General features: G+C 61.8%; 9 protein-coding genes. 5 read left to right on the forward strand and 4 right to left on the reverse strand.

Annotation, left to right across the window (positions count from 1 at the left end):
- Positions 1–91: 91 nt before the first annotated feature.
- Positions 92–5,926 carry a manganese-oxidizing multicopper oxidase MnxG gene (gene mnxG, locus ACIOVB_RS06105; protein ID WP_401265801.1) on the reverse strand — a complete coding sequence of 1,945 codons (5,835 nt, stop codon included), beginning with the start codon at positions 5,924–5,926 and terminating at the stop codon, positions 92–94.
- A 196-nt stretch (positions 5,927–6,122) separates the two neighbouring features.
- Entirely contained in the window at positions 6,123–6,731 is a 609-nt protein-coding gene (locus ACIOVB_RS06110; RefSeq protein WP_401265803.1) for a lytic transglycosylase domain-containing protein, read from the reverse strand.
- A gap of 206 nt (positions 6,732–6,937) precedes the next feature.
- Between ACIOVB_RS06110 and gspG the strand changes: the two genes are divergently transcribed.
- From gspG to ACIOVB_RS06125, 3 genes are all read left to right on the forward strand, one after another.
- The gene (gene gspG, locus ACIOVB_RS06115; protein WP_401265805.1) at positions 6,938–7,366 is read left to right on the forward strand and encodes a type II secretion system major pseudopilin GspG; all 429 of its coding nucleotides are present in this window, start codon (positions 6,938–6,940) and stop codon (positions 7,364–7,366) included.
- 14 nt (positions 7,367–7,380) lie between these two features.
- A complete protein-coding gene (locus tag ACIOVB_RS06120; RefSeq protein ID WP_187676993.1) occupies positions 7,381–8,568 on the forward strand; it encodes a type II secretion system F family protein in 1,188 nt (395 codons plus the stop codon).
- Positions 8,569–8,642: 74 nt separating this feature from the next.
- Complete coding sequence (locus tag ACIOVB_RS06125; protein WP_401265808.1) at positions 8,643–9,086, forward strand: hypothetical protein; 444 nt, start codon at positions 8,643–8,645, stop codon at positions 9,084–9,086.
- Between the two features lie 129 nt (positions 9,087–9,215).
- Here the strand turns inward: ACIOVB_RS06125 and ACIOVB_RS06130 are convergent, their stop codons facing one another.
- Complete coding sequence (locus ACIOVB_RS06130) at positions 9,216–10,115, reverse strand: LysR family transcriptional regulator (protein WP_401265811.1); 900 nt, start codon at positions 10,113–10,115, stop codon at positions 9,216–9,218.
- A 159-nt stretch (positions 10,116–10,274) separates the two neighbouring features.
- Between ACIOVB_RS06130 and ACIOVB_RS06135 the strand changes: the two genes are divergently transcribed.
- The gene (locus ACIOVB_RS06135; protein WP_187676990.1) at positions 10,275–11,294 is read left to right on the forward strand and encodes an alpha/beta hydrolase; all 1,020 of its coding nucleotides are present in this window, start codon (positions 10,275–10,277) and stop codon (positions 11,292–11,294) included.
- Positions 11,295–11,354: 60 nt separating this feature from the next.
- On the forward strand, positions 11,355–12,782 hold the full coding sequence (locus ACIOVB_RS06140) for a mechanosensitive ion channel domain-containing protein (protein ID WP_401265814.1): 1,428 nt from the start codon (positions 11,355–11,357) through the stop codon (positions 12,780–12,782).
- Between the two features lie 208 nt (positions 12,783–12,990).
- Here the strand turns inward: ACIOVB_RS06140 and ycaC are convergent, their stop codons facing one another.
- Complete coding sequence (gene ycaC / locus ACIOVB_RS06145; RefSeq protein ID WP_016774080.1) at positions 12,991–13,614, reverse strand: isochorismate family cysteine hydrolase YcaC; 624 nt, start codon at positions 13,612–13,614, stop codon at positions 12,991–12,993.
- Positions 13,615–13,617 lie beyond the last annotated feature (3 nt).

A 13,617-nucleotide genomic window follows, 5' to 3' on the forward strand; every position in this document is an offset into this window, starting at 1 on the left:
TTTCAGCTACACCATCCAAAACCGAGTTGCTCCCAATCGCGAGCAGGCTCGCTCCTACAGGTTTTGCATTCACAGATCCATTGCTTTGCAGCTACTGGCCCTGCGGTGCCGGTTCCGGCTCATTGGTCACCCGCAGCAATCCCCACAACCCGGAAATGTTGCCGTAGGCGCCGTAGTCGCGGAACAGGTAGTCCCCCGGTATCGCGTTGCTGCCCCCTGCGCTCGGCAGCATGAAGCTGAAGTGCGCTGCCGGCAGGATGCTTTCGTGGGCACCGATGTACATCGACATCGGGTTGTAGCCGTAACGCACCGAACCCACGCCCGGCGTACCCAGCGGATAGCCACTGGTGTCGCTCTTCTCGGCCTGGAACGGGTTGACCGACCAGACATGACCGTCGAGTTGGAACGTGCTGCCACGGCTGCCACCGCTCGGCATCAGGATGTGCGTGCGCAACGGTTGCCCCGGTTTGGCGTACAACACCGGCGTCTGCGGATCACCGCCGACCAGCGCATTGCTGTAGGCCATGTGCGCGTTGGTCATGTCGCCATAACCTGCGCCATCGGCATGCCCGAACGGTGCATCCGGGGCGAGGCCGAAGCGATACCACAGCGGCTCGGTCTTGTAGTTGATCGCCATGCTCGAGTTGTCCTGCGGATCGGTCGGCAAGCCGAAGCCTTCGGCGGCAATGCCTTCGACCGGCCGGCCGTTGGCCCAACGGGTGTTCAACGCTTTGTGCCAGACCATCGCGAAGTCGCGGTAAGTCGTTTGCCCCGGCGCGGTGACCGTAGCGTTGACCTTGCGCGCATCGTCGACCCAGGTGGCGCCGATCGGCAGGATGCTCATCGCCCCGCCAAGGCCTTTTTGCGGCTGCTTGATCACGTCCGCCGGGGTGAAGTTCAAACCGCCGAACTCGACCGCCGTGGCATTGATGTTGTCGACGCTGCGACCCAGTTGGGTCACCGGTTTGCCTTCACGCTCCAGGTGCCCGGCGTAGTACTGATAAGTACGGGTCGGGTACGCGCCGCTGCTGCCAACGCGCGGCGGCACGGTCTGGGTCGGATTGACGCCGACGTTGGTGCCGTCGGATTTGGTGATGTCGTAGGCCAGCAGTTGCGCGTGCAGGCCGACGTGGCTGGACGGACGCATCAGGTTGTTGCTGAAGGTGGTCGAACCGAGGCCGCTGTTGCGGTCGCGCTTGACCATGCCTTGCATCACGGCGGTCTGGGTCAGATCCGGCATCACGCTCGGCAGACGGTTCTCCAGAGTGATGTTGATGCAGTCCCCGGCAGCCGCGCGCAGCACCAGCGGTTCGACTGGAATGCCGGGCTTGAGCTTGCCGCTGACCGGATCAAGGTCGGATTTGCGCACGTACAGGATCGCGGTCGGATCATGCAGCGGCCCGCTCTGCCCGCCGATGGTTATGGTCTCGCCATTTTCAGGGTCGGTCACCGTCACCTGTGGAATGCTCACCGTGCGCGAGTTCAGCACCAGGGTGCCGCCCGCCGGGTTTAGCGGCCCGCCGACATGCTGGCCGAGGCCTTCGGGATCGCCGATGGTCAGGCCCAGCGTATTGCCGAGGATGTCGTTGGCCAGGGCTGCGACCACTTCATAGTTGCGCTGCACAGTCGGCCGGGTGCCGATGCCGTTCGGGTTGGCGCCGTAGCGTGGGCAACTGCCTTCAAACGCGACGGTGTTGCGCATACCGGCCGGAGTCGGGTTGTTCGGGATGGCGAACAGGTCACTGCGTTTGGCGGTGTAGTTGCGCATCACGCCCCAGATACCGCTCCAGTAGCCTTCGATCGAGGCGTCCATCGAGTACAGATAGTCGCCCGTCGTTGCCGCAGAACTGGAGAGCATCGACACCGGCGCAATGAAGCCCATCTGCTCGGAGATGCCGATCATCTGCGACGCGCGCCAGCCGGAGTTGGAGCTGTTGCCGAAACCGGAACCGCTCTGCAGCCATTTCACGCCGTGCAAGGTGACGTTGTGCTCTTCTTCGTGGCCACCGGCATGCACCCGCAGCCGCACGTTGTCGCCGGTGTAGGTGCGCAGCATTGGCGTGAACGGGTCGCCCGGTTCTGCGCCGCCCTTGTTGATGTGCGGCGGGAACAGCGTGGTGCCGCCGGTAGGCCCGGTGGCCGAGGTGAGCAGGTTCGGCGCCAGGTTCATCGCCGGGATTGCACGGTCGGTACGGCTCTGCATGGCATACGCCAGGTCACCGCCGAGGCCGTCGGCCTGCATGCCGCGCTTGCCGTCCGGGCCGACCTTGTTCGGGTCGTAGACGCGCAGGGCCAGCGGCTCGTTGCGGTAGTTGACGACGAACATGCCAGGGTCATCCACCGAGATCGCCTGTGGGCATGGCCGGCTCGGGCAGCCCGGGACCTGACCACCCTGCACTTCCACGATACCTTCGAGCAGGTTGCTGGCGTTGTTGCGCACTGGCGGGTTGATCGCGTAGCGGAAGCTGTCGGCCGTGGCCGGGAACGCTTGCGGATTCGGCACGCCATTAGGCCCGGCGCCGACATACACACCGGCTTCATAGGCGTGCTGGAAGTCGCTGTATTCGAGGAAGAACTCACGGAAGCTGTCGTTCTTGCCGTCGCCATCGAGGTCGCCGGTGTTGATCACCGCCTGCCATGAAGTCGGCCCGCCATCCTGACGTGCGCCGCTGTACAGAGGCTCGCCGGTTTCGGCGTGCAGCCAGGTGGAACCGGCAGGTTCGGCCAGCACGGTGGCATACAGACCGATCTGTTGATGCGTCGATGGGCCTAAGTGGTCGTGAGTGAAAATCGTGCCGAGGCCACGGTCCACGCCTTTGATATTGACCACCGGATCGACGAACCAGCGCTGCATTGCCGTGCGCGCACCGATCCAGTCGGCACGACCGAATTGACCAAAGTACGGATGCGCCTTGGCTTTCGGGCAAGTCTGCGTGCCGTCACGCGGGTCGGTACCTTCGCACTGGTTGAACTCGCGGATCGCGTGGATTCGTTCCTGCACGGTGCCTGGGGAGAGCACGCCGTCCTCGTAGTTCCAGCCGTTGGATGAGCCGTCAGCCGAGGTCAGATCCCATTTCGGCAAGTGAATATGCTGGCCGATCACGTCGGTTGGCGTGCGGACTTGATAGTCGTCCATTTCATAGGTGGCCGGCACCAGGTTGGTTTGCTGGTATTGCACGCAATCGAAGGTGTTCATGCGCATCACCAGAGGCTCTGGCGGACGCTGCTTGGTGATCACCGGCCAGGCGTCTTCCCACAGCGCCAGAATGCGCGCCTGCGGGAAGTGGTAGCCGACTTTGTTGTACACCGCGTCGAACTGGATGTTGGCGGCTTTGTAGATCCGTGGCCGGTCGGCGGTGAAGGTCGAGGCGCCGACAAAGGACATGCCGTCAACCCGCTCGCCGCTGGCGAACTCACCGCTGCCGGCGCTGCTGGTCAGGCGTTTTTGCCGGTCATCCATGCAGGGCTCGTAGTACGGCGCGCCGGCAATCGGCAAGGCGCCGTTGGTGCGGAAAGCCTTGGCCACCACCTGATTGCCGGGCAGCAAGGCATAGCTTGGGTGATCCTTTTTCGCGTGGAAGGCCATGGCCGCCTGTTCGACTTCAGTGCCCTCTTCCGGCATATAAATCGGTTTGGCACGGGTGACTTCCTTGGAGAAATCCAGCGACGTGGTCACGGTGCGCGCCTCGCCTCCCGCCGACACGCCATCGAGTGTATGGCGCTGCAAACCACCGTCCCAACCACCGGATTGCGCCGGGTCGAGGTTGGCCCACAGCGCTTTGCCGCTGGCCTTCAGGGATTGCGCGGTGGCGGCGTCGAGCATGTCCAGCGGTGGGGTTGGCGGACGTTGGCCGACCGAGCTTTCCATGCCGCCGATCCAGAACGGATAACCAGGGTTTTTCAGGCTGCCGTCAGCATTACGGTTGGCTTCGCTGCGATCCACCAACGCCAGGGAACCGATGGCTTGCCCACCCGCGTTGTCGCCTTGGTGCTCGCCGTCGTCGTCGCCCTCTTCTTCGTCATCGTCGTCATCGTTGCCGGCCACCAGGGTTTCACCGATTTTCGGCACCACCACGACTTTGCCGGGCATCGGTGCCATGGCTTTGCCAGGCAGCGGCACTATTGCAGGAATCGGTGTGCCGGCGATGATTTCGCCATCGGGCAATGCCCGGGCACCGACCGCCGGTTTACCGCTGCGCAGCGCAAACGGTTCGCTGTGATAACCGTCCGCGCCTTGCTGCGAAACATCGAGCCGGGTGCCTTCTTCGAATACATCGTGAACCCGCCACATGGCCCACATGCCCTGGGCAAAGTGCGGATAGAAGTGGCAGTGATAGATCGCATCCCCCGCCACCCGGTTGCGGTTACCCGAACCGCCGTTGGCGATTTCATAGGTATAACCGGCGCCCGGCCCAATGCCTTGAGCATCGACGTAATCGGAGTTGTCGTCGTTGGGGTTGAACAGCCACTGATGGCCGTGCAGGTGGAAGATGTGCTGCTCGTGACCATTGTGGGTATTGCGGAATTTGACGAAGTCACCAATGTAGCTGTGGTTGACGTTCGACGGCTCCGACGGATAGAGGGCCATGGTCGCTTTGACACCGATCTGATCGGCACGAGGCGTTTGGCCCGGAAGAATATTCTCAAGTCCCGCGTTGGCCGGTACGTCCACCAGCATTGCCACGTCGCCGACGGTGTGCGAGCTGAGGAAGAATTCTTCGTAAGCGCAGGACAGGCAGTCATGCATCGGCCCTACGCCCAATCGGTTGGCAACCACTTCGGCGCCCATGCCGCCGGAGCCGTAGTTGATCATGAATGAATCGCGGGTCGGCTCCAGCACATGGGCCATCACCGGGTCTGCCCAGTAAGCGGGAAATGCTTGCGTGGCGGCGGTTTCGTCCTGGAACTGCGAGGCGAAATCGCGGAACGGTTCGAGTCGGTTAGGGATCGCCGGGTTGCGTTTGCCGACCGATTCCAGCGGATAAGTGCTGGCCGGGAAGCTGCCGTCGGCGTTGCTGCCCATGACAATCGCGTCGCTTTCGCTGGAAATGATTTCACTGCCGTCGACCATGTTGATGATCGGCGTGCCGGCCTTGCCTTCGCGCAGCCACGGTTCGCGCTGCGGATAACGCGCCTGGTAGTCGACGATGGGCTGACCGGTCGGTGCACGCCCTGTGGTGGCCAGGCGCATTTCCTCTTCGGTCAGGGTGTTGCGATAGCTGCGGCCGCCCTTGGGCACCACCACGACCTGGCCGAACAGGCCGTTGGCAACGTTACCCGCCGCGCCTTCGCCGCCAAACGTCGCACCGCGGCTGCTGACCGCAAACGCGCCTTCGCGCTCGGCGAACAACGTGTAGGAGCGGCTTGCGCCCGGCACCACCAGGGTGTTGGCGTTGCGCCCGGTGAACGAGGAAATGTCGTCGATGCTGTTCACCGCTTGCAGGCCGTTGACCTGGAAACCGACATGACGATCAGCGACTTGCTCGTCGACTTTGAATTCTTCGGCGCCGTTGGCGTTTTCACCGCCCTCTTCTTCGCCCTCGTTTTCGAAGTGCTTGTTCGAGTTGGCCTGATAGTCGAGCAGGTTCTGCAGATTGATCGTCAGGCAATCCCCCGCCGCCACCCGCAGCACCAATGGCCGCGGACGCTTGTCCGCACGCAACGACACCTTGCCCGGCACCGCCGCGCCGCCGTAGGCCAGCGACACGTCATGCTCATCGACCACATCGCGGCGCAGGGCGTACATCATGCCGTTGGCATTCTGCGCACCGAGGCGGTTGAACATCAGCGGCTGATCGAAGGCCACGACATTGGCCACCAGGTTGCGCTCGCAGCGCACGGCCGCGCTGGCCAGGTCGATGCTGAGCATCGAGGCCAGTATCAGCAACCAATTGAATGAGCGATGAGCGTGATGAAAGCCGACCATGATCGCAAACCTCGTAGTGGGTGCTCACGGGAATGATTCTCGTAAACCGGTGGAGCAATCCGCGTGCCACAAAAAATTTCATTACCGTTCAATCAGTTACCGCAACGACTTGAGATTACGGGGGATATTCCCCACCGCTTTTCCCCACTTTTCGGGCCAGCCCGATTTGCCCCGAAAGTGGGTGAACCGGGTGGGCCTACAACGGCGCATCCATCGCCAGCCCCTGCAATCGCCGGTATTGGCGCAGCACGTTGGGCACATAACGCTGGGTTTCAGCGAACGGCGGAATCACCCGGCCACGGCTGAGCACGGCTTCCGGCCCGGCGTTGTAGGCGGCCACCGCGAGCGCGATATCGTTGTCGAACAGGGTCATCAGACGCTTGAGGTATTTGGCCCCGCCCTGGATGTTGGACTTGGGGTCGTAGACGTCCTTCACCCCCAACTCCCGTGCGGTGTCAGGCATCAACTGCATCAACCCGCCTGCCCCTTTGGGCGAGGTCGCGCCGGCGTTGTAATGCGACTCGGCGTTGATCACCGCGTGCAGCAACGCTTCAGGTAATTGATGGGCTGTCGCCGCCGCCGAGACCAGTTCGGCATAGGGCTGCCTGGCGATCATCTGCGGCTGCTGATCAAGGCTGACCAGCGGTTTTTCGGCTTCCTGAATCACCCGTTCGTAAGTGCGTCCGGGACGGTGAACATTGGACAGAACGTAGCTGCCCTTGGCGTCCACGGAGATGAACACATCGGCTTGCGCGGTGCCGCCAAGCAGCACACAGCCGAGCAATCCGCTGGCAAGAAATTTCATGTCGGGCCTCCCCGGATCAGCCCCGATAAATTGGGGGAAATGCCCCAATGGCCGATCACGTTTGAGCCATACGCAAGCACTGTGCCGTTTCATGGAAAGCCCGAAATACAAGGGCTTCAGCCAATCAACCAGGTTTAAGCGGGGGCTGAGCATGGCAATTGCATAAGCCCTCCTGGCGACACGGCTGCCACTCACGGGAGGTCATCATGAAGCTGCAAATTCGTCCGCGTAGCCAACGCGGATTCACCCTGCTCGAATTGCTCGTGGTGCTGGTGGTCCTTGGCCTGTTGGCCGGGATCGTCGCGCCGAAATACTTCGCCCAGTTGGGCCGCTCCGAAGTGAAAGTGGCCAAGGCGCAGATCGAAGGCCTGAGCAAGGCGCTGGACTTGTATCGACTGGAGGTAGGCCACTATCCGTCCACCGAACAAGGCCTACAGGCATTGGTACTTGCGCCTAGCGATGAAGCGAAATGGACCGGCCCGTACTTGCAGAAAAAACTTCCGCAAGACCCATGGGGCCGAAATTACGCCTACCGCTATCCTGGCGAAAACAGCGAGTACGACCTGCTGTCGATGGGCAAGGACGGCCAGCCCGGCGGTGACGGCGAAAACGCCGAAGTGACCAATTGGCAGTAAGCGGAGCGCGGCCCATGCGATTTAATCTGAAAGCGGTCGGCAAGGCTGGCGTGGTGTCTATGAGCATCGAGGCGCCGGGGCACAGCGAGGCGCGGCACATCGCCGAAGACCAGGGTTTGCGCGTGCTCAGCCTGCACGCGGAAAAACACTGGCGCTCACTGCGACTGCGCCAGCGCGAAACCTTCAATCTGGTGTTGTTCAGCCAGGAACTGACCACCCTGATCAACGCCGGCTTGCCGTTGATCGATGCGCTGGAAAGTCTCGCCGAAAAAGAAACCGCCCCCGCTGCCCGCAAAACCCTGAGTGAGCTGGTGCGCCTACTGTACGAGGGCAAATCGTTCTCCCAGGCATTGGGCCAGTTGTCGGCAGTGTTTCCGCCGCTGTACGTGGCGCTGGTGCAGTCCAGCGAAAAGACGGGTGCGGTCGGCGAAGCACTGGGTCGTTACGTCAGCTATCGCCAGCGTATGGACGAAGTGCGGCAGAAGATCGTCAGCGCCTCGATCTACCCGCTGTTGTTGCTGGTCGTCGGCGGTGGCGTGGTGTTGTTTTTGATGGGTTACGTGGTACCGCGCTTCAGCCTGGTGTTCGAAGGACTGGGCTCGAACCTGCCGTGGCTGTCGCAGATCCTGATGAGCAGCGGGATGTTTCTGCATGCCCATCAGCTTGAGTTCTTCGGTGCGTTGGCGGCGATTGTCGTGGCCCTCGCCCTGCTGCAAAAACAGCCGGCGTTTCGCCGATGGCTGGATCGGCTGGTGGAGAAGCTGCCCGCCGTCCATCAACGGATTTTCATGTATGAACTGGCGCGGTTTTACCGTTCGCTGGGGATTCTGCTGCAAGGCGGGATTCCGCTGGTCACCGCCATGGGCATGGTCCGCGGCTTGCTCACCGTGGCGTCGCGGGCGCGGCTGGATCAGGCCTGCGAGCGAGTGCGCGAAGGCCAGTCATTGTCTGCTGCGCTGGAGCTCAACCGGCTGGTGACGCCAGTGTCCCTGCGGCTGCTGCGAGCGGGCGAACAATCCGGCAACCTCGGGCAGATGATGGAACGCAGCGCCGATTTCTACGACGAAGAAATCAGCCGCTGGATCGAGTGGTTCGTGCGTTTGTTCGAACCGCTGCTGATGACCTTCATCGGCCTGCTGATCGGGGTCATCGTGATCCTGATGTACATCCCGATTTTCGAACTGGCTTCGAGTATTCACTGACCTCGGGAACGGGTCGGATCGACGCAACATCGCTCATCGACGTTCCCAACCAAATCACAAAGATGGAGAACGATATGCACATTCAAAAGCTCATGCTCGCAATGGCCATCGGCGCAGTTCTTTCAGCGTCTACCGTATTGATTCCGGACAGCCTGTCGGGAGTAGCCACTGTTCAAGCCAAGGAAGGTGGCAGTGGCGGTGGCGGTGGCGGAAACGGTGGCGGCCATGGTGGTGGGGGCGGTGGTAGCGGCGGCGGAGGAAGTGGTGGCGGCGGCAGCGGCGGTGGCGGGAATGGTGGTGGCCACGGTGGCAGCGGTAGCGGTCATGGCGAAGGCGGCGGACACAGTGGCAGCAGCGGTCAGGGCTCGGGACATTCCGGCGATCACTCAGCCTCGGGTCGCAGCGGCAATCACTCCGAACCGGGGGATGATCACGGCGTACACCGGTCAGGTGAAGTCGGTGATGATCGCGGTGTTCACGTCGGCGGCGAACCTGGCGATGACAAACGCGCCAACTGAATCGAGATAACACCTCGATACCTGTGGGAGCGAGCCTGCTCGCGAATGCTGTGGGTCAGCCTATGATGCTTTGACTGACAGACCGCTTTCGCGAGCAGGCTCGCTCCCACATTTGAATGGGTGCAGGGCTCAGAGGTCTACGTTGCTTTTGTCCAGGCGTTCCCGCAAAAACTCCACCAGCGCCTGCACCGGCCGGGAAGCCTGACGATGTTGCGGATACACCGCCGACAACGTCAGCGGCTCCGGACGCAAGTCATCGAGCACCGGCACCAGTCGGCCATCCTTCAACGCCGCACCGACAATGAACGTCGGCAGATAGGTAATCCCCATCCCCTGCACCGCAGCATCGCGCAGCAAATCACCGTTGTTGACCCGCATCCGGCCACTGACATTAACCAGCAACGGCTTGCCCTGCCCGGCGTTGAACCGCCATTGCACTGAACGACTATGGCCGTAAGGCAGGCAGTCGTGACCGAGCAAATCTTCGGGTTTGAGCGGCGTACCGCGTTCGGCCAGATAGGCCGGGCTGGCGCAATACACCCTTTCGATAGAGGCGATACGGCGGGCGATCAAGGTCGAGTCTTCCAGCACACCAATGCGCAGCGCCAGGTCATAGCCTTCGCCGAGCAGGTCCACCGGGCGGTCGTTCAAGTCGACTTCCACCGTGACCTCGCGATAGCGCTGCAAGAACATCGGCAGCAGACAACCGAGATGTGCCACGGCAAACGACAGCGGCGCACTCAGGCGAATGGTCCCGCGTGGCTCGGCGGTTTGCCCGGCGATGCCCTGCTCGACCTGCTCCACCTCACTCAACAGGCGCAGGGCCGATTCGTAATAGCTCTGGCCCAGTGGCGTGACGTCCAGCCGGCGGGTCGAGCGGTTCAATAAGCGCACGCCAAGGCGCTCTTCCAACTGCATCAACCGGCGGCTCACGAACTGCTTGGACAGGCCCAACTGATCGGCTGCTGAGGTGAAGCTGCCGGAGTCCATGACCTGGCAAAAAATACGCATGTCTTCGAACGGGTTCATTGTCACTCTCTGGTGGACAGTTAAACGCTTTATAGCCGCTTTTTCACTTTTCGGCATCCCACTAATCTGTGCTCACGGTGTTGCTGAGGCCTGAACCCCAGCGCCACAGCAGCCCGCAACTCAGGCATAAAAAATCAAACGGATTAAAAGGAATTGCACATGAACATCGTCAAAAAAACCCTGACCGCTTCCCTCCTCGCCCTGTCCATCGGCAACGCTTTCGCCGCTGGCAGCCCGGGTGTCGAACACAACACCCAAGCCTTTCTCGAAGCCCTCGCCGCCGGTGGTGGCAAGCCGCTTGAGCAACTGAGCCCGAAAGACGCCCGTGCGGTGCTGACCGGCGCGCAGGCTTCGGTGAAGGTTGATCTGTCCGGTGTGGAAGTCAGCGACAAGGCGATCAAGGTCGACGGCCAGACGATCAACCTGAAAGTGGTGCGTCCGGCCAAGGTCAAAGGCGAGTTGCCGGTGTTCATGTTCTTCCACGGTGGCGGCTGGGTATTGGGCGACTTTCCGACGCACCAACGCCTGATTCGTGACTTGGTGGTGGGTTCTGGCGCTGTGGCGGTGTACGTCGATTACACGCCGTCGCCGGAAGCGCAGTACCCGACTGCGATCAACCAGGCTTACGCCGCAACCAAATGGGTGGCTGAGCACGGCAAGGACATCGGTGTCGACGGCAAGCGTCTGGCGGTGGCCGGCAACAGCGTCGGCGGCAACATGGCGGCGGTCGTGGCACTGATGGCCAAAGAACAGAAAGCCCCGGCGCTGCGCTTCCAGTTGCTGATGTGGCCGGTGACCAACGCACAGTTCGACGATGGCTCGTACCAGCAATTCGCCGAGGGTCACTTCCTCACCAAAGGCATGATGAAATGGTTCTGGGACAACTACACCACCAACCCGGCCGAGCGTGCGCAGATCCACGCCTCGCCACTGAACGCCAGCGCCGAACAGCTCAAAGGCCTGCCCGCCGCGCTGGTGCAGACCGCCGAGTTCGACGTGTTGCGTGATGAAGGCGAAGGTTATGCCCGACACCTGGATGCGGCAGGTGTACCGGTGACCGCGGTGCGCTACAACGGGATGATCCACGACTTTGGCTTGCTCAATCCGCTGAGCCAGATTCCCGAAGTGAAAGCGGCGGTACGCCAGGCAGCGGCTGAGCTGAAAACCCACCTCAACTAAGCCCAAGCCCTTCCCCACGCAGCGATGTGTGGGGAAGGGCTTTTTTGTGGAAGCGCTCCCATGAACTTCATGCTTGCTCACCTGCTGTCCGGGAGTGCCGTGTTGCTGGTGCTCGATGGCCTGCTCTGGCACCTCGCCCCCTTCACACATCGCGCTCCGCGCGTGGGTGTGCGGCTGGTGCTGTTTCTGGCGTTCACTGCGCTGGTGATCAACGCCGGTGTCAGCCCTTTGCAGGCGCCGCAGTTTGCCGATGACCAGGTCGCGCAACTCGGTGCAACCGCGCTGGGCATTATCTGGTGGTTGTACGCCGCGCGAGTCCTTACCGAAGTCATCGGCCTGATCCTGATGCGGCGCATCGGCCACAGCGGTCGCTTGTTGCAGGACGTCATCGGTGCGCTGGTGTTTCTGGTGGCCATCGTCGCTGCGGCCGGCTACGTGCTGGAGCTGCCGGTCAAAGGCTTGCTGGCGACGTCCGGTGTGTTCGCAATCGTCGTCGGTCTGGCACTGCAAAGCACCTTGGCCGATGTGTTTTCCGGGATCGTTCTGAACACCACCAAGCCGTATCAAGTGGACGACTTCGTGGTGATCGACGGCGTCGAGGGCAAAGTGCTCGACATCGATTGGCGCGCCACGCACCTGCTGACCAGCGCCGGCACCATGGCCGTGGTGCCGAACTCGGTGGCGGCCAAAGCCAAGATCGTCAACCTTAGCCGGCCGAATAACATGCATGGCGTGTCGATCAGCATCAAAGTGCCGAACCACATCCGCCCACGCCGCGTGCTCGACGCCCTCGACCGGACGCTGCAAGGCAGTAGCAGCCTGCTGCTGAGCCCGGCGCCGAAAGTGGTGTTGAAAGAGGCCGGCGAAGAAATGTCCGAATACGTGGCCAGCGGGTTTATCGCCGAACTGGGCAAGAAAAGCGAAGTGCGCAATCAACTCTTCGACCTCGCACACCGCCACTTGGAAGCCGCCGGGATTTCGCGGCATCCGGACGGCGTGATCGAACCGTCGACCCGCGCCCGCGCGTTGCTCGATGAAGTGAAAATCTTCCGCTCGCTGAGTGCCGACGAACGTGATCGCCTCGCCGAATCGATGGTCGCGCAGCAGTACAGCGCGGGCCAGGTGGTGCTGGATCTGGACGAAGTGCCGGACAGTCTGTTCGTGATTGCCACCGGGGTGGTCAGCGCAACGGTACCGGATGGCGCCAGCCAGACAGAGGCCGGGCGCATGGGGCCGAGTGAGGTCATGGGCGAGCAAAGCATTCTGGCGGATACCCCGTCGCAGGCTACGTTTACGGCGCTGACGTCGAGCATCATCTATCGCCTCGACAAGAACCTGACGCGCCAGTGCATGGAGCAGCGCAAGGAGGTTGGGTCGGCGTTGAACAAGTTGCAGGCGGTGCGGCAGCAGAACAGTCGCCTCGCGTTGATGGTTAAACCGGTGGTGGTGAGGAAAGGCGGGTTTCTCGGTTGGCTGCAAAAGCGCTGATGCGAAGATTTTAAGATCAAGAGCTTACCCCCTCACCCCAACCCTCTCCCCCAAGGGGGGCGAGGGGGAAAGGGAGCTGATCTTCAAGCTTTTCAAGACCGGAGATCGACTCGATCGCTCAGGTCGGTGCAACTCGAAAGAACCCCTCGGTCAGTCCCCTCTCCCTCGGGGAGAGGGCTAGGGTGAGGGGCTTTTCAGGCGCGATCGATTACTTGGCCGTGAACTTGGTGTAGCTGTTGATCAGGTTGCGGTAGTTCGGCAGACGCTCGGACAGCAGATGCGCCAGGCCTTCCATGTCGTTGCGCCAGTCACCCTGCAGCTCGCAAGCCACAGCGAACCAGTTCATCAGATGAGCACCGGCCGCCGACATGCGTGCCCACGCCGCTTGTTGCACGGTGGTGTTGAAAGTGCCGGAAGAATCGGTCACCACGAACACTTCGAAACCTTCAGCGATGGCCGACAGCGTCGGGAATGCCACGCACACGTCAGTCACCACACCGGCGATGATCAGTTGCTTGCGACCGGTAGCCTTGATGGCTTTGACAAAGTCTTCGTTGTCCCAGGCGTTGATCTGGCCTGGACGCTGAATGAACGGCGCGTCCGGAAACTGCTCAAGCAGCTCAGGTACGATCGGGCCGTTCGGGCCGGCGTCGAAACTGGTGGTGAGGATGGTTGGCAGCTTGAAGAACTTGGCGATGTCGCCCAGTGCCAGCACGTTGTTCTTGAATTCGTTTGGCGAGAAATCCTGTACCAGCGAGATCAAACCGGTCTGGTGATCGACCAGCAGCACAACCGCATCATCTTTGTTCAGACGCTTGTATGGAACGCTCATGGG

The sequence above is a fragment of the Pseudomonas sp. NPDC087639 genome (assembly GCF_044743385.1).
GTDB lineage: Bacteria > Pseudomonadota > Gammaproteobacteria > Pseudomonadales > Pseudomonadaceae > Aquipseudomonas.

Bases quoted from the DNA above. Each gene is read 5' to 3' on its own strand.
- ycaC (WP_016774080.1), bottom strand. From the start codon at position 13,614: ATGAGCGTTCCATACAAGCGTCTGAACAAAGATGATGCGGTTGTGCTG.
- mnxG (WP_401265801.1), bottom strand. From the start codon at position 5,926: ATGGTCGGCTTTCATCACGCTCATCGCTCATTCAATTGGTTGCTGATA.
- gspG (WP_401265805.1), top strand. From the start codon at position 6,938: ATGAAGCTGCAAATTCGTCCGCGTAGCCAACGCGGATTCACCCTGCTC.
- ACIOVB_RS06135 (WP_187676990.1), top strand. From the start codon at position 10,275: ATGAACATCGTCAAAAAAACCCTGACCGCTTCCCTCCTCGCCCTGTCC.
- ACIOVB_RS06110 (WP_401265803.1), bottom strand. From the start codon at position 6,731: ATGAAATTTCTTGCCAGCGGATTGCTCGGCTGTGTGCTGCTTGGCGGC.
- ACIOVB_RS06130 (WP_401265811.1), bottom strand. From the start codon at position 10,115: ATGAACCCGTTCGAAGACATGCGTATTTTTTGCCAGGTCATGGACTCC.
- ACIOVB_RS06125 (WP_401265808.1), top strand. From the start codon at position 8,643: ATGCACATTCAAAAGCTCATGCTCGCAATGGCCATCGGCGCAGTTCTT.
- ACIOVB_RS06140 (WP_401265814.1), top strand. From the start codon at position 11,355: ATGAACTTCATGCTTGCTCACCTGCTGTCCGGGAGTGCCGTGTTGCTG.
- ACIOVB_RS06120 (WP_187676993.1), top strand. From the start codon at position 7,381: ATGCGATTTAATCTGAAAGCGGTCGGCAAGGCTGGCGTGGTGTCTATG.